The sequence below is a fragment of the Shewanella sp. MF05956 genome (genome assembly GCF_059758055.1).
Genome location: NZ_JCAYNV010000015.1, coordinates 66,677 through 91,443, shown reverse-complemented (window position 1 = coordinate 91,443; position 24,767 = coordinate 66,677). Strand labels below are relative to the sequence as shown.

At 43.9% G+C, this 24,767-nt stretch carries 21 protein-coding genes; 10 read left to right on the top strand and 11 right to left on the bottom strand.

What is annotated here, in order from left to right:
• Window positions 1-69 precede the first annotated feature (69 nt).
• From cysI to AC19MX_RS16430, 3 genes are all read left to right on the top strand, one after another.
• Window positions 70-1,761 (top strand): assimilatory sulfite reductase (NADPH) hemoprotein subunit, encoded by a 1,692-nt coding sequence (cysI, locus tag AC19MX_RS16440; RefSeq protein WP_498299223.1) that lies wholly within the window; start codon window positions 70-72, stop codon window positions 1,759-1,761.
• Complete coding sequence (locus tag AC19MX_RS16435) at window positions 1,754-2,545, top strand: phosphoadenylyl-sulfate reductase (RefSeq protein ID WP_498299222.1); 792 nt, start codon at window positions 1,754-1,756, stop codon at window positions 2,543-2,545. Before cysI ends, AC19MX_RS16435 begins: the two co-directional genes overlap by 8 nt.
• Window positions 2,546-3,309: 764 nt before the next feature.
• Window positions 3,310-5,034 carry a hypothetical protein gene (locus AC19MX_RS16430; protein WP_498299221.1) on the top strand — a complete coding sequence of 575 codons (1,725 nt, stop codon included), beginning with the start codon at window positions 3,310-3,312 and terminating at the stop codon, window positions 5,032-5,034.
• 81 nt (window positions 5,035-5,115) lie between these two features.
• Here AC19MX_RS16430 and AC19MX_RS16425 read toward each other — a convergent pair whose 3' ends face one another.
• Window positions 5,116-5,979, bottom strand: a complete 864-nt coding sequence (locus AC19MX_RS16425) for a phospholipase A (RefSeq protein WP_498299251.1) — start codon at window positions 5,977-5,979, stop codon at window positions 5,116-5,118.
• 272 nt (window positions 5,980-6,251) lie between these two features.
• Between AC19MX_RS16425 and cobA the strand changes: the two genes are divergently transcribed.
• From cobA to cysC, 5 genes are read left to right on the top strand one after another with little or no spacing between them, the layout of a single operon-like run.
• Window positions 6,252-7,070, top strand: a complete 819-nt coding sequence (gene cobA, locus AC19MX_RS16420) for a uroporphyrinogen-III C-methyltransferase (protein WP_432402554.1) — start codon at window positions 6,252-6,254, stop codon at window positions 7,068-7,070.
• Window positions 7,071-7,124: 54 nt separating this feature from the next.
• Complete coding sequence (gene cysD / locus AC19MX_RS16415; RefSeq protein WP_432402552.1) at window positions 7,125-8,033, top strand: sulfate adenylyltransferase subunit CysD; 909 nt, start codon at window positions 7,125-7,127, stop codon at window positions 8,031-8,033.
• A 48-nt stretch (window positions 8,034-8,081) separates the two neighbouring features.
• A complete protein-coding gene (gene cysN / locus AC19MX_RS16410; protein WP_432402629.1) occupies window positions 8,082-9,524 on the top strand; it encodes a sulfate adenylyltransferase subunit CysN in 1,443 nt (480 codons plus the stop codon).
• A gap of 3 nt (window positions 9,525-9,527) precedes the next feature.
• Window positions 9,528-11,252, top strand: coding sequence for an SLC13 family permease (locus tag AC19MX_RS16405; protein WP_498299220.1), 1,725 nt, complete (start codon window positions 9,528-9,530; stop codon window positions 11,250-11,252).
• A gap of 45 nt (window positions 11,253-11,297) precedes the next feature.
• Window positions 11,298-11,921 carry an adenylyl-sulfate kinase gene (cysC, locus tag AC19MX_RS16400; protein WP_432402548.1) on the top strand — a complete coding sequence of 208 codons (624 nt, stop codon included), beginning with the start codon at window positions 11,298-11,300 and terminating at the stop codon, window positions 11,919-11,921.
• An 87-nt stretch (window positions 11,922-12,008) separates the two neighbouring features.
• Here the strand turns inward: cysC and AC19MX_RS16395 are convergent, their stop codons facing one another.
• The 6 genes from AC19MX_RS16395 to yjjX all read right to left on the bottom strand — a co-directional run bounded on the left by AC19MX_RS16395 (window position 12,009) and on the right by yjjX (window position 17,368).
• A complete protein-coding gene (locus tag AC19MX_RS16395; RefSeq protein WP_498299219.1) occupies window positions 12,009-13,190 on the bottom strand; it encodes a membrane dipeptidase in 1,182 nt (393 codons plus the stop codon).
• 39 nt (window positions 13,191-13,229) lie between these two features.
• Entirely contained in the window at window positions 13,230-13,691 is a 462-nt protein-coding gene (csdE, locus tag AC19MX_RS16390; protein WP_498299218.1) for a cysteine desulfurase sulfur acceptor subunit CsdE, read from the bottom strand.
• A 37-nt stretch (window positions 13,692-13,728) separates the two neighbouring features.
• Window positions 13,729-14,988: an aminotransferase class V-fold PLP-dependent enzyme gene (locus AC19MX_RS16385; protein WP_498299217.1), complete on the bottom strand. Its 1,260-nt coding sequence runs from the start codon at window positions 14,986-14,988 to the stop codon at window positions 13,729-13,731.
• Between the two features lie 124 nt (window positions 14,989-15,112).
• On the bottom strand, window positions 15,113-16,153 hold the full coding sequence (locus AC19MX_RS16380) for an NADP(H)-dependent aldo-keto reductase (protein ID WP_498299216.1): 1,041 nt from the start codon (window positions 16,151-16,153) through the stop codon (window positions 15,113-15,115).
• 146 nt (window positions 16,154-16,299) lie between these two features.
• Window positions 16,300-16,812 carry a GNAT family N-acetyltransferase gene (locus tag AC19MX_RS16375; protein ID WP_498299215.1) on the bottom strand — a complete coding sequence of 171 codons (513 nt, stop codon included), beginning with the start codon at window positions 16,810-16,812 and terminating at the stop codon, window positions 16,300-16,302.
• Window positions 16,796-17,368 (bottom strand): inosine/xanthosine triphosphatase, encoded by a 573-nt coding sequence (yjjX, locus tag AC19MX_RS16370; RefSeq protein WP_498299214.1) that lies wholly within the window; start codon window positions 17,366-17,368, stop codon window positions 16,796-16,798. Before yjjX ends, AC19MX_RS16375 begins: the two co-directional genes overlap by 17 nt.
• Window positions 17,369-17,650: 282 nt before the next feature.
• On the opposite strand from yjjX, the gene AC19MX_RS16365 reads away from it, so the two are divergent.
• Together AC19MX_RS16365 and AC19MX_RS16360 are read left to right on the top strand one after the other, a co-directional pair.
• Window positions 17,651-18,454: a DUF4097 family beta strand repeat-containing protein gene (locus AC19MX_RS16365; protein ID WP_498299213.1), complete on the top strand. Its 804-nt coding sequence runs from the start codon at window positions 17,651-17,653 to the stop codon at window positions 18,452-18,454.
• 127 nt (window positions 18,455-18,581) lie between these two features.
• Complete coding sequence (locus AC19MX_RS16360; protein WP_498299212.1) at window positions 18,582-19,370, top strand: ribonuclease H1 domain-containing protein; 789 nt, start codon at window positions 18,582-18,584, stop codon at window positions 19,368-19,370.
• 67 nt (window positions 19,371-19,437) lie between these two features.
• Here AC19MX_RS16360 and pepN read toward each other — a convergent pair whose 3' ends face one another.
• From pepN to def, 4 genes are all read right to left on the bottom strand, one after another.
• On the bottom strand, window positions 19,438-22,101 hold the full coding sequence (pepN, locus tag AC19MX_RS16355; protein ID WP_498299211.1) for an aminopeptidase N: 2,664 nt from the start codon (window positions 22,099-22,101) through the stop codon (window positions 19,438-19,440).
• 77 nt (window positions 22,102-22,178) lie between these two features.
• Window positions 22,179-22,772: a penicillin-binding protein activator LpoB gene (gene lpoB, locus AC19MX_RS16350; protein WP_188958353.1), complete on the bottom strand. Its 594-nt coding sequence runs from the start codon at window positions 22,770-22,772 to the stop codon at window positions 22,179-22,181.
• Window positions 22,773-22,820: 48 nt separating this feature from the next.
• Window positions 22,821-24,191 carry a COG3014 family protein gene (locus AC19MX_RS16345; protein ID WP_498299210.1) on the bottom strand — a complete coding sequence of 457 codons (1,371 nt, stop codon included), beginning with the start codon at window positions 24,189-24,191 and terminating at the stop codon, window positions 22,821-22,823.
• On the bottom strand, window positions 24,185-24,697 hold the full coding sequence (def, locus tag AC19MX_RS16340; RefSeq protein WP_498299209.1) for a peptide deformylase: 513 nt from the start codon (window positions 24,695-24,697) through the stop codon (window positions 24,185-24,187). The genes AC19MX_RS16345 and def overlap by 7 nt, the downstream gene beginning before the upstream one ends.
• Window positions 24,698-24,767: the final 70 nt, after the last annotated feature.

Genomic DNA, 24,767 nt, shown 5'->3' with positions numbered 1-24,767 from the left:
TGGGTCTAGGTCAGTTTTCAATACCCAATCGCACTAATGAATTGAACAGAATTAAGAGAGGCCAAGGCCATGAGTGAGCAAAAGTTAGCGTTAAACGAATACTTAAAAATCGACAGTGATTATTTACGCGGCGACATCAAAGAAGGTTTAGATACCCAAGTGACGGGATCGTTTAGTGATGGCGATCAGCAGTTGATCAAATTCCACGGTTTTTATCAACAAGACGACCGCGATTTACGTAATGAACGTAAAGAGCAAAAGCTAGAACCATTACATAGCTTTATGCTACGTGCTCGTGTACCTGGCGGTATTTGTACCCCACAGCAGTGGTTAGAAGTGGATAAAATTTCATCTACGCTAACCACCTCAAACAGCATTCGTTTAACCACACGTCAGACGTTTCAGTACCACGGCATTCCAAAGCGTAATTTAAAAACCTTGATCCAGGGTCTTGATCGCGCTGCGCTAGACTCTATTGCCGCCTGTGGTGACGTAAACCGTAACGTAATGTGTAACCCAAACCCAGTTGAGTCTAAGTTACATGCGCAGGCTTATGCGGTTGCCAAGCATTTATCTGACCATTTATTACCACACACTCGCGCGTATGCTGAGATTTGGCTCGATGAAGAAAAGCTATTAGGCACCGAAACCGTTGAACCGGTTTACGGCAAAACTTATTTGCCACGTAAATTCAAAATGGCTGTTGCGGTTCCGCCACATAACGATGTAGACGTTTATACAAACGATCTTGGTTTTATTGCAGTGGCAGACGCGGGTGAATTAGTCGGTTTTAACTTAGTTGCTGGTGGCGGTATGGGCTCTACTCACGGCGAAGTTGAAACTTTCCCACGTTTAGCCGATGACTTGGGCTTTATTAAAACAGCAGATGTGACCAAGTTTGCCGAAGCTGTGATGACGGTTCAGCGTGACTGGGGTAACCGAGTTGTGCGTAAGCGTGCCCGTTTAAAGTACACCATTGTTGACCATGGTCTTGAGGCATTTAAAGCCGAAGTTGAAAAACGTGCAGGGGTTAAATTTGCGCCTAAGCGTGATGTAATCATTGGCGATCGCGGCGATCGTTATGGTTGGGTTGAAGGTATCGACAATAAATTTCATTTAACCTTATTTATTGAAAGCGGCCGCATTAAAGATTTACCTGGCCAAACCCTACAGACTGGTTTACGTGAAATTGCCAAAATCCACAAAGGCGATTTCCGCATGACATCTAATCAGAACATGATTATTGCCGGTGTCGCTGCAGAAGATAAAGCTGAAATCGAAGGTTTAGCGCGTAAGCATGGTTTATTGGGCAAAGTATTAAGTGGAACTCGTGGGCATTCCATTGCCTGTGTAGCCTTACCGACGTGCCCTTTAGCGATGGCCGAAGCGGAACGTTACTTCCCTGAGTTTATTGATCATATTGATGCACTACAGGCAAAACACGGCATTAGCGAGCAATCAATCGTGGTGCGCATGACAGGTTGTCCAAACGGCTGTGCTCGTCCCTTTGCTGCTGAAATTGGCTTAGTGGGTAAAGCGCCTGGTCGTTATAACTTGTATTTAGGCGCCAGCTTTGAAGGCACGCGTTTAAACAAAATGCATAAAGAAAACATTCAAGAGGCTGAAATTTTAGCTGAATTGGATGCCTTGTTTGGCCGTTACGCCACAGAGCGCGATGCGGGCGAAACCTTTGGTAACTTCACAGTTCGCATTGGCGTTGTGAAGGCGGTTAATGACGCCGCTAAGGATTTTCATGCCTAATGAAGTGATAACGACTGCATCGAAAGGTGCAGGCGTCGATCATAGTGTCACTCCCGCTCAACTGCAGGCGTTGTTATCAGCGCCTAAAGCTGAGCAAGTGGCCGCGCTGGAAGGCATTAACCAGTTTTTAGCAGGGTTAACGGCTCAGGAGCGGGTTGCTTGGGGGCTAGCGTATTTACCGGGGGATCATGCGTTATCGTCAAGCTTTGGTATTCAAGGCGCGGTGATGTTACATATGGTCACTCAAGCGCAAAGTGATATCCCAGTGATTTTAACCGATACGGGCTATTTGTTTCCTGAGACATACCAGTTTATTGATCAGTTAACTGAGCGTTTAAACCTCAACCTTAAAGTGTACCAGGCTGAGCAAACTCAAGCGTGGCAAGAAGCGCGTTTTGGTAAGCTTTGGGAGCAGGGGATTGATGGCCTAGAAAAGTATAACCGCATCAATAAAGTTGAGCCTATGCAGCGTGCATTAGCTGAGCTCAATGTGAGCACCTGGTTTGCGGGGTTACGTCGCAGTCAGTCTAGCACCCGTGAAGCATTGCCTATTTTAGCTATTAGTGGCAAACGTTTTAAGTTGCTGCCCATCATTGAGTGGAGCAACAAAGACGTGCACATGTACTTAACTGAACATGACTTACCCTATCACCCATTATGGGAGCAGGGGTATGTGTCGGTAGGCGATACTCACTCAAGTAAACCACTTGAGCTTGGTATGAGCGAAGAAGAAACTCGTTTTAATGGTTTACAGCGAGAATGTGGTCTGCACTTCGATATCTAGCTTAACCTCTTTCATTCGCGCGATAGAATATTATCGTGTTATATCATCCATCTGCAATTTGCAGATGGATGATAATCAAATTTTTATCCTCGTTTTACTGCTTGGTTATATCCTCTTTTTCTCCCCGTGATTTTTGTCATGCAAAAAGTTTGAATTTTTAGCGCAGCTTGGTAGAACGATTATTCAATTTTGCGTCCATATGATTGCGAAAAACCGAGTGTGGGTCTGCGAAAATAGAGGTAACAATTGCCCACATTCCACATGAGGGTTTAGAAGAAATAATCGCGATAAATAAAAACGTTAAATTTTATTTAAATTTTCATGCATAGATGCCGATAGTAGTCTAGATTTAGATGTTCCCGTAGACGGTTTTTGTCGACGTTTTGGGATTGTTTTTGCAATCCACGTACCTTCAAAAGCTTCGCTCGCATCCTCGAGCACTTTGATTGACTTGTTAGCGTATAAGCAATCATTTGAGTTAGCCCCGATAACCCTGATGTACATGGGTTATCGGGTAGCCTCTTAATCGTTAAATCACATCTCCTCTCTCTACGTCATCATTTGTTTTGCTCAGCTATCGTCTAATTTAATTGTTATTATTTTGTTTATTTTTTTGTGTTTAGGCCTCAGCAGATGCCAAATGACTCAATTAATGTTAAATTAATCCGCTGTTTATCGATGTAATTGATAATTCACACTTAAAGAATTTTAACGCTAACTCATTTCAAGGAAGAGTTAACAGTCATATAAATTGGAGTTTATAGATGAATAAAATGGCAATTGCTGCTGTGGTATTAGCCGTCGGTGCTGGTGGATATTTACTAACACAACAAGGTGGTTCGGTAAGTACAAGTGACCCCATGCTTGATTACATCCCCGCAGACACATTAGCGTTTTCAGGACAATTAGCGCCATTCCCACTAAAAGACTATTTATATAGCATTGCGGGTAATTACCAAGCTCAGGGCATTGATGAGTTACTGCAAATTGATGATAGCTCAAGCCCACAAGCGCGCTTCTTTGTAAGCTTATACAAGCAATACATGACATTACTGCCTACACCAGATGCATTGCTTAGCACTTATGGTTTAGCTGATTCGATAAAAAGCTATTTTTATACACTCGGTGCATTGCCTGTGATGAAAACTCAGCTAAGCAATCCTACTGCATTTTGGGCAGAGCTTGACCGTGCAGAGCAAGACAGTGGTTTAGTGCATACCACCGGTAAGGCTGGCGACAGTGAATACCGCGCTTATGCGTTAACCGATGCAGATGACAAAGAGCAAATCAGTATTATCTTTTCTGAAAAGCAAGGTTGGTTAACGGTCACGTTAAATACTTCAGTAAATGATGTGGCGCTGCTTGAAACCGCACTTGGTGAGAAAAAAGTCGATAACCCACTAAGTGGTACCACGATGTTACAAGACATCGCTAAAACACACGGTTTTATGCAAGACAGCATTAGCTTCATTAACCATGTTGAACTGGTTAAAGGGTTAACAACCACCGACGGTAACATGCTGGCTAAACAAATTAGCAAAATGGCTGCAGCACAAGGTGAAGACCCACTGGCTGAGCTTAAAACGCCGACTTGCCAAGCGGAGTTTTCGGCTATTGCAGCTAACTGGCCGCGCACAGTAATGGGGCTCAACAGTTACTCTATTAGCCGTGCAGAAAGCACCATTGATGCTGCGGTTGTGGTTGAAAGTAATAACCAAGTTATTCTGTCTGCGTTGAACAAAATGCGCGGCTTTATTCCGGCGTTTAATAATAGCGACCACGAAAATATTTTATCACTTGGATTAGGCATTGATGTTAATCAATTAGCGCCAGCATTGAATGAAATATGGAAAGACTTACAAGCGCCATCTTATCAGTGTGAAGCTCTTGCACAAATGCAAGGTGAGCTAGATGAATTAAACCCTGCAATGGTCGGCATGATGACCGGCATGGCCAACGGTGTTAAAGGTATTAGTGTGACGCTAGCTGATTACAAGTTAGCAGAAACCAATGGTGAACCAAGCTTTGAGAAGCTTGATGCCTTAATCAGTATTTCGGCTGATAATCCAATGATGTTAATTGATATGGCTAAGCCATTCTTTCCACCGTTGGCGAGTATTGATCTTAAAGACAATGGTGACCCAGTTGATATCACTCCAATGTTGATGTTACCTCCAGAGTATGGTGTCAGTGCTAAAGTGGCGATTAAAGGTAATCACCTTGTGGTTTACACTGGCGACAGAGGCACCGAACTGGCTGATGGCCTTTACACGCAAACATTAGACGCGAATGGCTTCTTTGATTTTGCCGTCGATTATCAAAAAATGTTTATGCCGTTAGTGGACATGATTGAAATGAGCGGTGAGCCAATGCCAGAAGAGTTATCGGTATTAAAAGATTACGACATGCGGTTAAAGATGTCTGTCGACTTTACTGATAAAGGCATTGTGATTGGTTCTAAAGTGAACAGCAAAGCCAGCGCTGAGTAGTTCAAAACCAGCCTCAACAAGCAAATAAAAAGGTGACCGAATGAGGTCACCTTTTTTGTCTTTAACCTGAATTCAGGTGAGTTATAAAATATCGTTTAACGCAATACCAATACCAAAACGTTGATTATGATGGTTGTAGTCGATAAGGCTTTCGCCGTAACCATTAAAATATTGAGTATATATTCGCAGATTACCGATAATCGGATAACTCCAGGTTAACTCGACTGCACCACGATTTGGCGATTCAAAGTTATTACGCAGTAACATCGTAAAACGATGCTCATCTAGGCCATACACACCCGTGAGCTCAAAGTTACCCATGTAGTCGTTAATATCAGGGTTATCATCGCCATCAGCTGAATTAGGCATTTCTTTCTCGTCTTCGGGAATACGCCACCAGACTTTTAATCCTAGCGCGAATGGGCCTTTATCAAATACGGCACTGCCGTAAATGCGGTTCCAGCTGCGCGATAATTCAGTCGTTTGGCCGTTAGATTGATGCACTGCACCAAATCCTAAAAATGAGTTAGTAAAGCCGCCAATTTTCCAGTCGTTGTTAAACAGCATAAACACTTCAGGTTCGTGGTTAGTTTCACGAAACGGCGACGAAGCATCTTGGTTGTACACTTGCCAATAGGACTGATTAGTATAAGCAAAGAATAAATGGCCGTTGTCGCCAAACACGTTATACCAAACCGGAAACTTAAAACTGATTTGAAACTTAGCTTCTAACTTATCAATGTTAATGTCGTCGTCGGGGTATTTCGCTTCAAAAGGTGCAGGGTTCGTTCTGGTTTGATACGTAACCGGCAACAAGTAGTTAGCTTTATGCGGCGTGAGCACAAAAGGCTTTTCTGAGGTAGCAAGTTCTCTTTTAACACGTTCTTCTACTAGTGAATCTTCAGCCAATGCGCTATTGATACTGCCAAGCATTAACAGTGACATTCCAAGGTATTGAGTGCTTTTTTTCATTGCATTATCCATTAGCAAAATAGTCAGTATGAATTCTTTGATACACATTGTTATCAATTGTGCAGCTTTTGTCGAACAAAGTTCGTTTTTGTGCGCTTATCGGGGTAGCTTATACGTTTTGGTGTCGTAAATAGATTAATTTACGGCTTATTCTTTTTGGTTATAAAAACTAACTTTTTACTATTGTATATGGAATATAGAAACCGCTATATTTGAACATAGTAAATTATCTTGAGGTAGATGTGATGGAATTAGTATCGATGCCGGGTCAGAAGGCCAAAGGCAAAGTATGGTTAGTTGGCGCAGGTCCTGGTGACGTTGAGCTATTAACCCTAAAAGCCTATCGCATTCTTAAAAACGCTGATGCAGTGCTATATGACGCATTGGTGAGCCAGGATATTTTAGATCTTATTCCCAACAGCGCTGAAAAAATTGCCGTAGGTAAGCGCGCGGGTAAACACAGTGCCGCCCAAGATGAAATTAATCAGCTGTTAGTGACAAAAGCGTATACCCGTAAAAACGTAGTGCGTTTAAAAGGTGGCGACCCATTTATTTTTGGCCGTGGTGGCGAAGAGCTACAAACATTAGTGGCATCAGGTATTGCCTTTGAAGTCGTACCGGGTATTACCGCTGCCAGTGGCACATCTGCTTATGCCGGTATCCCGTTAACACATCGTGATTATGCACAAGGTGTCACGTTTATTACCGGACATTGCCAGCTAGCCAGTCGCCCAATGGATTGGCAAGGTTATGCCAACCCTAACAATACCCTGGTGGTTTATATGGGGATTTTAAATGCCAATATTATTAGCGAAGGGCTCATTGGCGCAGGTAGAAGCGCTGATACACCTGTGGCTATCGTGTCAAAAGCCACGACATCATCGCAACAGCGCTTTATTGGTAAATTAGGCGAGCTTGCACAGTTAGCAGCCGATCCCGCATTACACATGCCAGCATTAATGATCATTGGCGAAGTGGTTGAGTTAGCAGACACTTTACACTGGTTTGAGCCCAACACTGAACAACATGTAATCGATTTAGAGGCTGCAGCCAAAGCGCTGTAGTCACACAATTTTAACCCGCTGTGTAGACAGCATATTAGGTAATGGAGAATCATCATGGCAGGCCGTTCGTTAAGCCATTTACAACAACTGGAAGCTGAAAGCATCCAGATCATCCGCGAAGTTGCCGCCGAGTTTGATAACCCTGTCATGATGTATTCGATAGGTAAAGATTCATCGGTGATGCTGCACCTTGCACGCAAAGCGTTTTATCCAGGCAAAATTCCATTCCCGTTGCTCCACGTCGATACCGGTTGGAAATTTAAAGAGATGATCGCTTTTCGTGATGCCCAAGCTAAGGCGTTTGGTTTTGAGTTATTGACTCATACCAACCAAGAGGGTGTTGAGCAAGGTGTTGGACCCTTTACCCATGGAAGTGCTAAACACACTGACATCATGAAAACCCAGTCTTTAAAGCAAGCGTTAAACAAATATGGTTTTGATGCTGCTTTTGGTGGCGCCCGTCGCGATGAAGAAAAGTCTCGCGCTAAAGAACGTGTGTATTCGTTCCGTGATAAACACCATCGTTGGGACCCTAAAAACCAACGTCCAGAATTATGGCGCACTTATAACGGCGCGGTAAACAAAGGCGAAAGCATTCGTGTATTCCCATTGTCTAACTGGACTGAGTTGGATATTTGGCAATATATCTATCAAGAAAACATTGAAATTGTACCGTTATATTTTGCCGCACCTCGCACTGTGGTGAATAAAGGCGGACAGCTCATCATGAAAGATGATGACCGTATGCCTGTAGAAGCGGGTGATGTTGAGTCTGTTGAGCGCGTGCGTTTTAGAACCTTAGGGTGTTATCCGTTAACAGCCGCGATGCCATCTGAAGCTGATACGTTAGAGAAAATTATTGAAGAGATGTTGCTTACTCGCTCAAGTGAACGACAAGGCCGCTTAATCGACTCGGACCAAAGTGCGTCGATGGAGCACAAGAAACGTCAAGGTTATTTCTAATTAACCCAGCGGACAACGCCACTAGACCTAATTTGAGTGAGAGATATGATGGATAAAGCAACAGCAAATACCGACCGCATGGCAGCAGAGATCCAGCTGCATGGTGTAAAAGAATACTTAGCCTTACAACAAAATAAAGGCTTATTACGCTTTTTAACGTGTGGCAGTGTTGATGATGGTAAAAGTACCTTAATTGGCCGTTTACTACATGACAGCGCCCAGATTTACGAAGACCAGCTAGCCAGTTTAAAAAATGACAGCGCTAAAATGGGCACCACAGGTGAAGCGATCGACTTAGCGTTATTAGTTGACGGCCTGCAAGCAGAGCGCGAGCAAGGCATTACGATTGATGTGGCTTATCGTTACTTTTCAAGCGAAAAGCGTAAGTTTATTATTTCTGATACGCCTGGCCATGAGCAATACACACGTAACATGGCAACCGGTGCGTCTACATGCGACCTCGCTGTTATTTTAGTTGATGCGCGTTACGGCGTACAAACGCAAACTAAACGTCATGCGTTTATTGCTTCACTTCTTGGTTTACGTCACTTTGTTGTCGCAGTAAACAAGATGGATTTAGTGGGTTTTGATCAAACTGTATTTGATAACATTCAGGCAGATTTTGCTGACTTCGTAAAAGACTTTGGCGACTTAGATATTCACTATGTGCCGTTATCAGCACTAAATGGCGACAACGTGGTTAACCGCAGCACGCAGTGTGATTGGTATCAAGGTGGTACCTTATTGGAACTACTTGAAACGATTGATACTCAGCGCGAGCTCAGCGAGTTACCGGTTCGTTTTCCTGTGCAGTATGTATCTCGCCCTAACCTAGATTTTCGTGGTTTTGCAGGCACATTAGCTTCTGGTGTGCTTAATGTGGGTGATGAAGTTGTCGCACTTCCTTCAGGCAAGCGCAGCAAGATTGAACGCATTGTGACCTTTGATGGTGATTTGCAAGAGGCTGTAGCAGGTCAAGCTGTGACCATTACCCTTGAAGATGAAATTGATATCTCTCGTGGTGATTTGTTAGCGAAACCAGACAGTGCACCAGAAATGGCTAACCATATCGTGGCAGACTTAGTGTGGATGGATGAAAAGCCATTACAAATCGGTCAGTTATACGATGTAAAAGTGGCGGGTAAAAAGACTCAAGCTGTTGTCAGTGAAATCGAATATGTTACCGATGTAAATACCCTTGAACGCAGTGCAGCGACTACGTTGAGCTTAAACACCATCGCGAGAGTTAAGTTAGATCTTACAGAATCGATTGTATTAGATGCATACAGCTTAGTGCGCGATACTGGCGGAATGATTTTAATCGACCGTTTATCAAATGCGACAGTCGCAGCCGTAATGGTTGTGAGTGGTCATCAAGGTGATAAGCAAACCAATACTGAATTTAGTGCATTTGAAATTGAGTTTAATGCGTTGGTCCGTAAGCATTATCCACACTGGAATGCCCGTGATATTAGCGTACTTGGAAAATAATTAATGAGCGAAATATGGTTGTTAGCGATTATCTTGTTAGCACTGGTCGGCGGGCTCCTTGCTGGGCTTGCCACTCCGGCCGCCATGTTTTTTTTCGCTTCATTATTGTGTTACATGCTCGGGTTGGTAGATTTAAGTGTCAGCCTGAGTAGTTTTACCAATAATGGCTTAATCACACTTGTGCTCTTGGTGCTTGCCGCCACAGCGCTCGAGAAAACCTCTTTGTTAGGTAAATTAAGCCAAGTGATTGGTAAAGGTTCGCTGTTTTCAACCCTAGCTAAACTCGGTGTCTCGACAGCATTGTTGTCATCGTTTACTAACAATACTGCCGTTGTGGCTTCGCTTATTGGTGTTGTGCGCCGAAACCAAGCACATGCACCGTCTAAGCTGTTATTACCGTTAAACTATGCTGCCATTTTAGGTGGCACGTTAACCTTAATCGGTACCTCAACCAATCTTATTGTTAACTCATTTGTGGAAAATGCGGGCTTAAAGCCATTAGGTTTTTTTGAATTTTCACAGGTGGGTGCACTGCTGGTAGTTAGTGGATTAACTTTACTGACCATTCTCGCTAACTTTTTACCCGACAGACGCGAAGAGTCAGAAGACGAGGCATTGCCTTATTTGCTTGAAGCTCACGTAGCTAAAACCTCCACCCTGGTGGGCAATAGTGTTATCGATAACCGCTTACGTGCACTTAAAAAACTGTATTTAGTTGAATTAGAACGCAGTGGTATTCGCATTTGCCCTGTGCCACCACAAATGGTGTTGCAAGCAGATGATGTATTGCGATTTAGTGGCGCGGTGGAGTCGGTCGAATTATTGCATCAATTTGATGGCTTAGAATGGTTTGGTAAGCAACACGCTAAAGGCCAAAACTTGGTGGAAGCGGTGTTAGCACCATCATCAAGTTTAGTGGGTACGAGCTTAAAAGACTCTCGATTTCGTGAAGTGTTTGACGCTGCAGTCATGGCGATTCGTCGTGGCAATATGCCGTTAAAGGGTGGCCTGGGTGACATCGTATTACAGCCTGGAGATGTATTGCTATTAACCCCAGGCGATCGTTTTTCAAAATGCCCCAATTTAACCACAGATTTTGCGGCCATTAGTGGGTTAGACCTCAGTGTCCGGTTAGATGAAAAACGTGGTAATTGGGTGTTAGCGGGATTTGCATTAACTATCTTAGCGAGCATTTTTGAAGTATTACCCTTAGCCAAAGGGTTAGTGTTATTACTGCTCAGCTATGTGGCGATTGGCGCGGTAACGTTAACTGAACTAAAACGACGCTTCCCGCTCGAGTTGGTGGTTATCGTCGGCAGTGCGTTAGGGTTAGCCAACCTAATGGTGACAACTGGCTTAGCAGACCAAATGGCTCAGGGCTTACTCAGTGTGTTTAGTGGTTATGGTGTATTTGCTGCTTTTGTTGGCGTGTATTTTATCACTTTGATTGTCACTGAACTGATAACCAACAATGCTGCTGCAGCGTTAGCATTCCCGGTCGCTTATGCGATAGCCATTAGCTTTGGTGTTGATCCTCGCCCATTTATTATGGCGGTAGTGTTCGGCGCAAGCGCGAGCTTTATTTCTCCTTACGGTTATCAAACTAACCTGATGGTATACAACGCGGGCAACTATAAACTCAGCGATTTTGTGCGTTTAGGTTTACCGTTATCAGTTTTGTATTCCGCCATAGTGTTAATGGCTGTACCGTATTTTTTCCCGTTTTAGTATGAGTTTTCGTGCGGTGTATATTGCCGTAGATCAGGAGCTGTTATGAGCAATATTGTTTGGCATCAACATTCGATAGACCAAGCCGCCCGAGGGGCGCAAAAAGGCCAAAACCCAGTGTTGTTATGGTTTACTGGTTTGTCTGGTTCTGGCAAGTCAACGCTTGCTGGCGCATTAGAGAGAGCGTTATTTGAACATGGTTTTCATACCTATTTGTTAGACGGTGATAACGTTCGTCATGGCTTATGTAAAGACTTAGGTTTTAGCCTTGAAGACCGTGATGAAAACTTACGTCGTGTGGGCGAAGTGTCTAAATTGATGGTTGATTCAGGCTTAGTGGTACTGTCGGCGTTTATCTCACCCACCCGCGAAGAGCGTGATCGCGTCCGCGCATTATTTCCACAAGGTCAATTTGTTGAAGTCCATGTTTCAACGCCATTGAGTGTGTGTGAATCGCGAGATCCTAAAGGGTTATATGCTAAAGCGCGTAAAGGCGAAATTGCTAACTTTACTGGTATTTCATCACCATACGAAGTGCCTGAATCTGCTGAGTTAACCATAGACACCAGCAAAGGCGATCTTGGTACTCAAGTGAATGGCTTATTAGCTTATTTAAAAGCAATCGAAGTGTTAAATCCACCGAGACAAATTGCTGGTGCGGGGATTTAAGCCTCGAATGTAAACCTCATTGAACAAATAATGAAAAAGGGCTGAATAGTATTATTCAGCCCTTTTTTGTTATGTGAGTTTATTGGTTTACACCAATACTTTTTTCATCACTCTTTGCCAGTTTCCGCCCATAAAACGATCGCGATCAGATGATTTAAAGCGCGCCTTTTTGAGTGCGTCGTCGATGCGGCTCATGCGATCGATATGATTAAACTCTGGGATTACCACATGCTTAGGTTCTACATCAAAACCGAGTACGTTTCTACTCTGTAAACTGTGCCACCAGTCAAGGTACTCTTTTACCCCTTCGCTATTATTGTTATTTAACGATAATAAATTCTCTTGGCCCCGCAGTGGGAAATCATTGGCTATCGCCACGCAATCTACACCACCGATCTTGGCGACATATTCAAGCTGATCGATGTAATCTTCTATGGTTGGAGTGGGGTTGTTTGTTAGCCAAAAACTCATCATAAACACCCCAAATACACCGCCGCTGTCGCCTATTGCACGAATAACCTCGTCTGACGAGCAGCGGGCATGATTGACAAAATGTCTCGCTGCGCCATGGCTTAGCACAATAGGTGATTGGCTAGCCTTGACGGTATCAAGCGCGGTTTGTTCGCTTGAGTGGCTAACATCAATCATAATGTTTCTTTGATTAAGCTCTGCGATTAGCTCAACACCCGCGGCGCTAAGAGGCTCATTAAGGCCCTGGCTGCCATTGTTGTCTAATGCGCCACCTGCAAAACGATTACCGTAGTGATGGGTAAGCTGTAATACCCGCAACCCGTGTTGATGCAGTGAGTCTAGCTGTGGCCAAAGTGGAGGCTTGCCATTGGTTGAAATGCCATCGGCTTCAACACAATCAGCACCTTGGATTTGAAAGTACACTGCTGTGCGTTGTTGTGCCCGAGCCTTGTCTATATCGGCACCTGTGAGGCCTTGCAAGTAAACGTCAGGGTTAGCATTAACTGAGCTTGCTGCTTGTTTAATGCTGTTAATACAGGCTTGATAAGTGCGTTTATAGTTTTTGGTGCCATCGCTTTGCTCGATGGTTTCAATTGCAGAAATGTCAGCAATAAAAGCATCGAGTTTTGAGGCTTTAACATCATTGATGTCATTGGGTAAAAACGATAGCCCGTCAACATACAGACGGTGAGATTGAGCTCCCCATGCAGGAAGCGTACAAAGTGGACTTAATAATGTGGCTGCTCCAAGGCCTTTTATGATGTGGCGGCGTGTTGGGTTGCAGACTTTTAGGGTCATTATTATTCCTTAGTTGAGGCCGATATTGGCGGCACTTTTTTAGGTGACACTCTCTTTTGCATAACGTTTTATTGCTTCGGCTAATGCATTGAGGCCATTTGTTCGTGATGGACTTAACTGGCCACTAAGGCCTAAGCGATCAAAATAAGCTGATACTTCGAATTGGCTGATTTGTTCAGTGGTTTTACCCTGGGTTGCCACAAGTAAAATGGCAATCAGTCCTTTGACTATCCGCGCATCGCTGTCAGCGAGATAAAAATGCTGGCCGTTTTGTTGGTGATGGTATAACCAGGCCTGGCTTTCACAACCTTTAACTTGAGCATCAGCTTGCTTGAATTCATCGGCTAATGTCGGTAATTGTTTACCAAGTAGCATAATGTGACGATATTTGTCTTGCCAGTTTTTGGCTTGCTCTATCTGAGTGACTGCCGTTGATAGCTCTGCAGGTAACGAGATAAATAACTGACTTTCTGGTGTATTAGTTGCACTAATTTGGGTCATTAACTGTGTTGTCTCATAAAGCGCGTAGGTTGCCAAGTTATAACAGTAACTCTTTTACCGTAATTAACGCATGAATAAATTGATCTATATCTTGCTTATTAGTATAGATGCCAATTGAAGCGCGGCAGCAGCCGGCTAAATTAAGATCGCTCATTAATGGCATAGCACAATGATGGCCGCAACGAACGGCAACCGCTTGTTGGTCTAGTAATATGCCAACATCCTGGTGATGCTCATCTGCAACATTAAATGCCACAGAGCCAATATTATTTTGCAGTGGATTATCTGCAATGCCGTACAAAGATATATCACCCAAACTAAGCAGTTGCTGTTGTAAATAACCCATTAACTGTTGCTCGTGGGCTTTAATGTGCTGGCGCGGTAGGCCCTGCAAAAATGTGATTGCAGCGCCTAAGCCTATGACTTCGGCAATGGCTGGTGTGCCCGCTTCAAGCCTGTTTGGCAACTCACCATATTCAGTACGATCAAAGCTAACGGTTTTGATCATCTCGCCGCCAGTGAGCATGGGGGTTAATGCATCTAGTTGTTCAAAGCGGCCGTATAAAATACCTACACCTGTAGGACCATACATTTTATGACCTGAAAACACATAAAAGTCGCAATCAATGTGTTGTACATCGATATCAAGGTGAGCAATAGCTTGTGCGCCATCAACTAAAGTTAGTGCGCCGACGGCTTTGGCTTTTGCGACTAGCTCATTGATTGGGTTTAATGTACCCAAGGCATTTGACACATGGCATAGGGCAACCACTTTAGGTTTTAGGGCTAATAATTGATCAAAAACGGTTATATCCAGTTGTGCGTCAGTTGTCAGCGGGATCGGTTTGATCACCGCGCCAGTGCGCTTTGCCAGTTCCTGCCAAGGAACAATATTGGCGTGGTGGGCTGCGGTATCAATTAATATCACATCATTAGTTTGTAGCTGCGCAGTTAAGCCGTATGCCACCATATTGATGGATTCGGTCGTGCCATGAGTAAAGATAATCTCTTGCGGCTTTGCGGCATTAATAAAGTGGCCAACCTGCAGCCTTACCGCTTCATATTGGCTGGTTGCGCGAGCCGATAATTGGTGCGCTGCGCGATGAACATTGGCATTGTTGAGCTGATAATACTCATTCATTGCATCTATTACAGCCTGAGGTTTTTGGCTGGTTGCGGCGGTGTCTAAATAACATAAAGGATGATCGCCTAGGGTCTGTTTGAGTGCCGGAAATTGATCGCGAATGGCTGGGTGATCAAATGGCGCTTGCGACGGCAATGGGGATATCGACTTCATGAATATGGGGTTCTTTATCAAAATAAAAGGCATCAAGATCTTCAGTGATCTTGATGCCTAATGCAAGGTTTGTCGGCAATTAGCGTAATGTTACACGCTAGCCAATTAACCTAATGCAGCGAGTTTACGGACAAGGAAAACGATACAGTGTTGATAGTTCATTAATCCTAACCATTAATTCCGTCGATAATGTCACTTTATGGCTGTCGATATTTTGTTTGAGCTGATGCAAGTCTGTTGCGCCAATAATGTTAGAGGCCACAAATTTACGGCTATTAACAAACGCTAAGGCCATTTCTGTTGGGGTTAAGCCAAACTCGCGCGCCAAGTCGATATAGGCCTGAGTGGCTTGTAATGCAATCGGTGTGCTGTTGTAACGAGCAAAACGTTTGTATACCGTTAAGCGTGCGCCTTCCGGCCATTGATCATTTTCATATTTACCCGTCAACATCCCAAATGCCAATGGCGAATAAGCCAGTAGTGGTACGTCTTCGCGGTGGCTGATTTCAGACATGGCTATCTCATAACTGCGATTGAGTAAGTTATAAGGATTTTGCACACTGACAATACGCGGTAAATCGTGTTTTTCAGCCAATTTAAGGTATTTCATAAAGCCCCAAGGGGTTTCGTTCGAAATCCCAATATAGCGGACTTTACCTTGTTTTATGACTTCAGCGAGGGCTTCAAGGGTGTCTAAAATAGGCGTGTAATGTTCATCTTCATCGTGCTCATACATCATTTCGCCAAAGAAATTGGTATTCCTGTCAGGCCAATGCACTTGGTATAAATCGATGGTGTCGATTTGTAACCGACTTAATGAATCATCCACTGCTTGATGTACATTGAGCCAGTCTAGGGCCATGTTCTGGCGAATATAGTCGCCTTTACCACCGGGAGCGGCGATTTTAGTGGCGATAACGAGCTCGTCACGATTACCTTGCGCTTTTAAGTAGCAACCTAAAATGCGTTCTGTTTCGCCTTGAGTTTCAGCTTTGGGTGGCACTGGATACATCTCGGCGGTATCAATAAAGTTAACGCCTTGGCCAATGGCATAGTCAAGTTGAGCGAAAGCTTGTGCTTGGGTATTTTGTTCACCCCAAGTCATCGTCCCAAGGCAAATTTTACTCACCTCAAGCGTAGAATGTCCGATATGTTGATATTCCATTACCTTCCTCCTATGGAATGTGCTTAATTTTAGGCTACCAAGCTTTTGCATCGTTGCAAAGCGCTATTAAACTGTCAGGAGAAGACTGCTTGAAAAACACTCTAAAACAAGCTCGGCGGTAGGTAAGTTAATGGAATGCTTTTTAGCTATAAGTCCATTATCATGGCGATTTCACAGGCATCGTGACCGGTTTCGCCTAAATGCTGACAGTGGTTAAAGCCCAGTTTTTCATAGAGCGCTAAGGCTTCAACTAATACCGCTGTCGTTTCTAAATACATCGATTGATATTGCTGGTTTTTAGCAAATTCAATGCATTGACGAGTGAGCTTTTTGGCCATGCCTTGGCCGCGGATGGCGCAGTTAAAATACATTTTTTGCAGTTCGCACACGCCAATATTCCCCGCAAGCGCTGCAACGCCGGCGCCGCCAACGACCTTACCTTGGTATTCAATCACCCAATATTGTGAGCCTTGTGCTTGATACACCTCACTTAAGCTGTCGAGGGTTTTATCAGCCACGCTAAAGCCTTTGTCTGGGGTTAAGCCGTATTCTGCCGACACTTCACGGATCACTGCGGCTATCGCGGCATCATCTTGCGCTGTGAGTGGACGGATTATGGCGTCGACGCTGTGGCTTGAAGTACTAGAGTGTTGAGTCATTAAATAATTCCGCATTAATAAAAGGAGTCATGGCCAGTAACAGCGCCTGGGTATAAATGCTTTCTCGAGTGGCTAAACCTTGGGTCAGTAAGCCTATCGCGCCGCCTTTTTGTTTAATATTTTGGGTGCTAAACATTCGGTCCATCACATGGCCGAGTTCTTCGCCCGCGGCTAGAGCATCATATACGGTCGACGGTAAGGGTAAGTTGGCGCTACGGCCGACCGATAAAGTGTCATTACTGATAATCGCCATATAAGCAAACGTTGCTGGACCATGATCAAAATGATCTACGCCGCCTTCCATTGCCACATAAAAATCTGCAGCTTGTGCCTGTTGTTGGCAATATCGAGCGCGATTAATGGCGCCTAGTTTGGTTTCGGCTTCGGTCATCGGTTGTTCTGCCACTTGCGAGGGTGCATGCATACCTTGGCAGCGCACAGTGCTGTTGGGGTAATACTGCGCTATGGCGTTTTTGGCAGCATTTATTTTTACCGGATTGGTAGAGCCGACAATGATATCGATGCAATGAAGATGGTCGTGTTGAATTGTTGTCATAAGTTGTCGTTATTCGTTGTTCAATATTTGTTATTCAATATTGGGTTTATCGGGTAGTGATATTCACCACTTTGTGTTGTTTTAGGTGATGTTTTAATTTTTTAGCTCAATGAGTATTACCATAAAATAATTATAAGCGATTTAAAACAACAGCTTACTGTTTTGGTATGAAACCTGCTTAGTGATAGTTATATAAGGTGATGATATGTATTAGTCAGTTTGCGACTAACCTTGTGTATCAGCCTATTCTATTTCGAATCTCTTTTAAAAGGAATTTAACCTATGTCTATTCGTATTGCGACCATTAGCCTAACTGTAGGTTTAGTATTAGGTGCGACGATTTTTGGCGCGTCATACACTGAAGCTGAGTCGATATTTTCGTTAACAGATTCTGCCGACGTGAATGCAGAACTAACACATACCCAACAAAAAATGACCCTAGACAGCCAATCACTAAATCAATTAGTGGTTAATACTGGCGCGGGTAAATTAACCGTTAAAGGGGTAGAGGGGCAAACACACATTGAAGTCATCGCAGATATTTATACCGACAAAGACAGCGACGATGTTGAGATTGAATTAACCCTAAACAAGCAAGGCGGCAATGGCATGTTTGTTGCCGATATTCAGTCTGACGGTTTTATGGAGCAATCTCCTTTTATCGATGTGTTACTGACTGTACCAGCGGCTTTAGCGCTAGATATTACCGACGGTTCTGGCTCGATTAAGATAACTGATGTAGCGGCCGCCATTACACTCAAAGATGGCTCTGGTAGCATTGTGATGGACCATGTTGGCGCAGTGACGCTGGCTGATGGTTCTGGTTCAATTAATATGAAAAATGTGACTGGTGATGTGACCTTGCAAGACGGTTCTGGCTCTATCAACATCTCACAAGTGGTAGGTGATATTGAAGTGAGCGATGGTTCGGGCTCGATTAATATCGATCAGGTTAACGGTAAAGTCACCATTAGTGATGGTTCTGGTGGCATTAATGTCAGTAATACTAAAGGACTTGAGATTGTGAGCGCAGGCTCGGGTGGGGTGAATCATCAGCATATAGATGGCCCAATTATCGTCAACTAGTCATATTGTGCGTTGTTGTTTTGATTGATTTGAATAAACAATCAGCAAAACCTGCCTATGTTGTAGGTTTTGTTTTAAAGCCAAAATTAATCGTGGCATGATGTGAATTTGGCAAGGATAAACCACAATGGCAAAAAAGTATTATGTAGTTTGGGCAGGGCGCGAAACGGGTATTTTTACCAGCTGGGATGTGACTAAACGTTCCGTTGATAAGTTTCCGCAAGCTAAATACAAATCCTTTACCACTGAAGCTGAAGCAAAAGCGGCTTTTGCCAAGTCGCCGCACAACAGTATTGGCAAGGCAGCCGCTAAATCATCGGTCACTAAAACGACAAGCCCTAAGGCGAAAGCGAGCATCAGTACTGCAACCCAAGCGTCTAACAATGCGGTACTGTCGCAGTTTGATGTAGTGATTTACACCGATGGCGGTTGTGAGCCCAATCCGGGTAAAGCGGGTTCTGGTATTGCAGTATATCGTCAAGCTCAACTTGCCGAGCTATGGTATGGTTCATTCAACCCTAATGGCACCAACAATACCGCAGAGCTTAATGCATTACATCAAGCCTTATTGATGGCTAAAACGGCTTTAGATGCCGGGCATAGCGTGCAGATTATGAGTGACTCGCAATATTCTATTAAGTGCATTAGCGAGTGGGCTTACGGTTGGAAGTCAAAAGGCTGGACCCGCAAAGGTGGCGAAATCGCTAACCTAGATATTATTAAACAAGCGCATGAACTTTATGATGCGATTAAAGATAAGCTCACCATTCAACATGTTGCAGCCCATATCGGCATTGAAGGTAATGAGCTAGCCGACAGAATGTCAATCTATGCCATTGATCAACAGCACACCGCTTTTAGTCAATTTAAGCCACCATTGGATATCGGTAAAATATTAGCATTGCGTACAGGCTAATTTCACTAACAAAAAAGCCGGATTGCTCCGGCTTTTTACGTTTTAAAAGGCTGCTCAATTAAGGCTGTTAATTGAGCTTTTGCTTAATGTTCACACAACGCTGTTCTTGTTGGCGAGTTTCAAGCAGTGCGCGTCTGGCCAGTTTTGATAAACTAGTTTCGCTGTTTAATACCTGGCTAATTGCATCAATATTGCTTGAGCTGCAATCGGTTGGAATTAATTGCGCTGCAAAGCTGCGCATAAACACCGGCCCTTTATCGTCCATTAGCGCTAAGTTTGCAAAGCGTTGATCGGCAGTGGCTGCACTCAATAGCTTTTGCTCGGCAGGATAAAGGTTATACATAGCAACGCGTACCTTTGAAAATGCCATGCTGTCGTTATGTTCAATGGTATTTAACCACTGGCGCTTAAGGGATGACTGTGGGCGGACAACTTCGGCTGCAATCGCGGCCTTTTCACCAGAGTCTGATTGATCAAGGTGCTTCTCTTTAGCCAAGAATGCTTGAGCATCACCGTAATCATAACGGTTTAGCTGGCGGATCATGGCCCAGCGTAAGTCTTGATCTATGCTTAAGCCTTTAATGTGGCTCTTGCTTTGCAGTAACGATTGAATATGCTCAAGCGCATCACCGTGGCTTGATAAGCTGATATAGGCATCGAACCAACGACGTTGAAAATCACGGTTACGGTAGCTTTCCATGCTCATACGCAAGCTCATTTGGCTAAGTGCTTTTGATATTTTGCTGTTATAACTGGCATGCATCGGCGCCATAAGGTCAAGGTAGTTTTTGGCTCGCTGCATGTTATCCAGCACTTGACCTAAAATGGTGTAATCTTTTTCGAGCGGCGCATTAATCAGGGCAATATTTAAGAATTGATCCAGTGATGTTTTACCGTCAATCACGCTGTCCCACATACTTTGCCATAACATCGAACGTAATAACGGATCGCTCACTTGGCTCAGTAATTGTTTGGCGGTCGTAAATGATTTTTGATCTAATTCGACTTTAACAAAACCCCAATCGTCGTAGTTTGGATAGGCTAAATCTGGGCAAATCTCGCCAATCAGTTCGTTAACTTCGGTATAAGCCCCTTTATAAGTTACCGCAATAGACTGCTGCATTTCTAAGCCATAACGTTGCTTGCTAAACAATCCAATTTGTACACGTTGTTCACGCAAAGTTGGATGTTGGCTGTCTTCTGCGGTTTGTATTATTGCAAATGAGTCTATTTGATTACCTTGGCAAGTGTATTGCGCCTTGATGGTGTTAACGCCTGCTGCGTATAGCCATTCTTTGGTCCATAGCGATAAATCGCGGCCACTGGCTTTGGCTAAACTGTTAATAAAATCGTTGAGTTCGGCATTTTGATAGCTGTATTGTTTTAAATATTGACTAACTCCACTGCGGAAGGTTTCTTCGCCTAAAAGATGTCGCAGCTGTTTAATGGTCGAGGCGCCTTTTTGATAGGTGATGGCGTCAATGTTATCAAATGCATTTTGGCTAGTGGCTACAGGCACTTCAATTGGGTGAGTGGTGACTAAGCTGTCTTGATGATATGCCGCTTGTTTACCAGAGGCATAAAAGGTGCGCCAAGCATGGCTAAACTCGGTGGCTTCGCTGGTGGCTAATGTGCCCATAAATGAGGCGAAACTTTCGTTTAACCATAAGCCGTTCCACCATTTCATGGTGACTAAATCACCAAACCATTGGTGAGCCATTTCATGCATGATAACCCCGGCTAAACGCTCTTTTTGTTCGGCGGTCATTTTGGCATTAAATAAGAAACGATCTTCTGAGAAGGTAATTGCGCCCGCATTTTCCATCGCGCCGTATAAAAAGTCTGGCACTAATACTTGATCGTACTTTTTGAACGGGTAAGCAATACCAAAATAGCGGTCAAAAAAGTCTAAACCTTGTTTGGTATAGGTAAACCAATCTTGTGGTGTCACTTGCTCGGCAACCGATTGACGCGAGAATAAGCGCATCGGATAGCGGCCTGAATTGTCTTCCCAGACTTTATAAGGGCCCGCATGCATCGAGAAGTTATATGGGCTTAATTTAGGCGTAACAGGGAAGGTCCACAGGTTGGTATCGCCTTGATCGACCACATTAGTTTCACGCATAGCGCTGATCACTTGCCAGTCTTTGGGCGCGTGTACATTAATTTGGTAGGTGGCTTTTAAGTCTGGCTGGTCAAACACGGCAAACATTTGTTGCGCGGCCGCTGGCTCAAAATGCGAGTATAAGTAAACTTTACTGTCTATTGGGTCAACAAAGCGATGTAAACCTTCGCCATTGGTGCTGTGCTCACGAGTAAACTCGACTGCAACAGTGTTGTTGCCGCTCACCAATAAACTTTGATTAATAACGATGTAAGCGCCGTTGTAGTTAGGGTATACCTTGGTGCCGTTAATGGTAAATTGTTTAATGTTGGCTTTATTGAGATCGAGCGTTAACGATTTAGGCACACTGCTTAGGTCAAAGTGTACTGTCGAGATGGCACTGAATTGACTGTGTTCACTTAAAAAGAAGGTTAAATCGTATTGTACATTTGATACCACATTGGCACGTGCTTGCGCTTGCACCTGGCTGATATAAGCCGAACCGTCACGTTGTAACGATGAGGTTGAAAGTGAGCTACTGCAGCTGAACACGCTGGCACAACATAATGCAACAAAAGCGGTTTTAATAACCCGTGGACTAAACAATTCAGTGGATAACAATTTCACGTTAGTGTTCCTAACTTATTATTGGGTGTATGAAAAAGCCGACATCAATGTCGGCTTTATTGCTATGTGCTTGTATATTACAAGCCTAAAAATGACTTCGATTTAACCTTACGAATTTCTTTTTCGTCAGACCATTCAATTAAGCCTGTTTCAAGATCCATTAAGCGCATGGTCATTTTGTAGTACACGTCTTTGGTGCTGCCATCTTGCTTAACGATGCTCGATAAGTTGCCGTATAACATGTACTGCGCGCCAATTTGACGGCCAAATTTAATCGCGGTTGTTGGGTCTACCATGCCAGCATTATTTTGATAATCTAGTTGTTTACGCACAGTATCGACTTTTGTCATGTCGATAAAACGGAACTTACCAGAACGAAGTAACTTGTTGCTAATCGTGTCGGTAACAGACTCGGTATCAATATGCTCAGAGGTTTTGTTTTTAATTTTATCGACAAATATAATCGGACGATTATTTTGGGTAATAACAACCACTGGTGGGAATGTCATCATACTGTCGACCATTTTAGCAGCAATGTCTTGCAGATCAGTTGATCCAAAGTTTTCGTTAACAGTTTCGACTTCAGTAGCATCGCCGTATTCTACTTTAGATTGACAGGCGCTCAGCCCTATCACTGCGGCTAACACAAATATCAGTTTCAAGTTTTTCATAATAAATTCCATTGGTGATGAGTGACAGTTGATAAGGGTTATCATCTATTAGATGATTATCGAATAAAAACGGGTACGATTTCCAGTCTCTATTGCCCAAATTAATGTTGTACGGCTTGGTTTTACTTCAATTTTCACATTTTGGCTGTTATTTAAGCGTATATCGTAGTCGCCAGCATCGATAAATTGCTTTGCTATTTGTGCTTGGCGCGGCAAGGTTAACCAGCTTCTGCGGTCTGCTTGTTCGCTAATCACGTTAAAAATTTGCATCACAAGTGCGCCAGCATCAACTTGATTGTTGGCTCGTCGGCTACTACTTTGCACACTTTGATTTAATTCGTACTTGGCGTAAATCCTTGCCGCCTGGCGAAATAACGCTGCAGGTAGGTCTTCTTTTAAGGCATTAATCGCTAATGCGTCGATATTGGCAATGTTTTGCGCTTCTAGATTATCACCCAAGCCTTGAATTAAGCTTGCCGTAGTGAGTTGTCGTTGCGGTTGATAGGTGGCAAGTGATGCGCTTTGGATATTGCCATTAATCGGAAACGGTACAGTAATACTTTGTTTTTCTGGCACAAAGCTTCGCTCAACAATAAATACCACTTGCCCTTGACCAGCCGTTGGCATCACCGCATCGCCCCAACGTTGTTGAAACTCATCAAATTGCGGCATGGCCAATTGCTTGGCTAAGCGGACTAAATCTTGTTGCAAGTAACGATTGTCTGGGGTGATTTGCGCGGCTTTACGGTAATCAATAAATGCATCGTTTGGCTCGTTAGCCAGTTCGTGAAGTAAGCCGGTTATGTAGTAGCTGTATGCATTTAAAAATGAACTGGTGACGCTCCCCGCAGATTGACCCAATTGCGCCATTTGCGCATCGATGGTGCCATTCGCCATATTTTGTACTGACTTTTGCGATTTTTGATAACGAGCTTGTTCAATGCTTTGCAGCTCATTACTGCGGCGCACTTCGACTAATGCGCCTTGTGCATCACCACTAAATAAATAATTAAATGCTTGATACTGGTGCACCATAATGCGCTCATAACCTGGGCCGCGATAAGGTATGGCATTGTCGTTTAATAATAAACTGCTTGCGCCAGAGCCGAGTTTGCTAGCACTAATAATCGCTTTGTCGTCAAAGGCTTGATATGCCGAAATCGCTTGTTGGTAATAGGTTTTACTGAGCTCAAAATCGCCGGCAATTTGCATAATTCTTCCCGACTCTTGGGCATAGAGCAGGCCATCGTTGCCGCTAATATTGTCAGCTAAATCGGTGATGTTTGCCGCTGGAGAGTCACTGCTCAACTGCTGCTTATACGGGGCGATTTGTGAGGGATAATTGACAAACACACTGTTATAAGCACAACCCGACAGCCCTATTATGAGTAAAAACGCCATAGAGAGTGATTTTAGCATGGCAGCACCTCTGGTTGAGATGTCATTAAGTTAATGCGTTCAAGTAAAGTAATGCCTTGCAGGTGGTCATATTCATGCTGGAAAATACGCGCAACAAAACCGTTTAACACTTGTTGTTGCCATTGTCCGTCAAGTGATTGGTATTGCACTTCAATTTGGCTATGACGCAAAATACTTATGCGTTGCCCCGGGATGGATAAGCAGCCTTCAATGCCAGCTTCTGTGGCCGCTGAGGTTGATAATATCTTGGGATTAACGACTACAGTTGGCGACATCACTGGGGCATCTGGATAGCGTTCATTTGGATTGGATGCAATGATAAACATTGCCACTGGGCTAAACACTTGTGTGGCCGCGATACCGACACCGTTAGCATTAAGCATGGTGCTAAGCATGCTATCGGCCAAAGTGCGCAATTTATCATCAAACACCGTCACAGGCTCAGCCATCAGCGTGAGAATATCATCGCCTGTCGTGGCTATTGCGAGGTGTTGATTTAAGTTCATGTATGCCTGCTAATCGTTAAGGGGAGCAATGACAAGCTATTTACCAATGAGCCTAACCACACGTGTGTTG

Excerpts from the sequence above, each read along its gene's own strand:
- cysD (WP_432402552.1), top strand. The coding sequence starts at position 7,125 with ATGGCAGGCCGTTCGTTAAGCCATTTACAACAACTGGAAGCTGAAAGC.
- AC19MX_RS16360 (WP_498299212.1), top strand. The coding sequence starts at position 18,582 with ATGGCAAAAAAGTATTATGTAGTTTGGGCAGGGCGCGAAACGGGTATT.
- AC19MX_RS16345 (WP_498299210.1), bottom strand. The coding sequence starts at position 24,191 with ATGCTAAAATCACTCTCTATGGCGTTTTTACTCATAATAGGGCTGTCG.
- lpoB (WP_188958353.1), bottom strand. The coding sequence starts at position 22,772 with ATGAAAAACTTGAAACTGATATTTGTGTTAGCCGCAGTGATAGGGCTG.
- cobA (WP_432402554.1), top strand. The coding sequence starts at position 6,252 with ATGGAATTAGTATCGATGCCGGGTCAGAAGGCCAAAGGCAAAGTATGG.
- AC19MX_RS16365 (WP_498299213.1), top strand. The coding sequence starts at position 17,651 with ATGTCTATTCGTATTGCGACCATTAGCCTAACTGTAGGTTTAGTATTA.
- AC19MX_RS16430 (WP_498299221.1), top strand. The coding sequence starts at position 3,310 with ATGAATAAAATGGCAATTGCTGCTGTGGTATTAGCCGTCGGTGCTGGT.
- AC19MX_RS16380 (WP_498299216.1), bottom strand. The coding sequence starts at position 16,153 with ATGGAATATCAACATATCGGACATTCTACGCTTGAGGTGAGTAAAATT.
- def (WP_498299209.1), bottom strand. The coding sequence starts at position 24,697 with ATGAACTTAAATCAACACCTCGCAATAGCCACGACAGGCGATGATATT.
- yjjX (WP_498299214.1), bottom strand. The coding sequence starts at position 17,368 with ATGACAACAATTCAACACGACCATCTTCATTGCATCGATATCATTGTC.
- cysI (WP_498299223.1), top strand. The coding sequence starts at position 70 with ATGAGTGAGCAAAAGTTAGCGTTAAACGAATACTTAAAAATCGACAGT.
- cysN (WP_432402629.1), top strand. The coding sequence starts at position 8,082 with ATGGATAAAGCAACAGCAAATACCGACCGCATGGCAGCAGAGATCCAG.
- cysC (WP_432402548.1), top strand. The coding sequence starts at position 11,298 with ATGAGCAATATTGTTTGGCATCAACATTCGATAGACCAAGCCGCCCGA.
- AC19MX_RS16395 (WP_498299219.1), bottom strand. The coding sequence starts at position 13,190 with ATGACCCTAAAAGTCTGCAACCCAACACGCCGCCACATCATAAAAGGC.
- AC19MX_RS16385 (WP_498299217.1), bottom strand. The coding sequence starts at position 14,988 with ATGAAGTCGATATCCCCATTGCCGTCGCAAGCGCCATTTGATCACCCA.
- AC19MX_RS16405 (WP_498299220.1), top strand. The coding sequence starts at position 9,528 with ATGAGCGAAATATGGTTGTTAGCGATTATCTTGTTAGCACTGGTCGGC.
- AC19MX_RS16425 (WP_498299251.1), bottom strand. The coding sequence starts at position 5,979 with ATGTCACTGTTAATGCTTGGCAGTATCAATAGCGCATTGGCTGAAGAT.
- csdE (WP_498299218.1), bottom strand. The coding sequence starts at position 13,691 with ATGACCCAAATTAGTGCAACTAATACACCAGAAAGTCAGTTATTTATC.
- AC19MX_RS16375 (WP_498299215.1), bottom strand. The coding sequence starts at position 16,812 with ATGACTCAACACTCTAGTACTTCAAGCCACAGCGTCGACGCCATAATC.
- AC19MX_RS16435 (WP_498299222.1), top strand. The coding sequence starts at position 1,754 with ATGCCTAATGAAGTGATAACGACTGCATCGAAAGGTGCAGGCGTCGAT.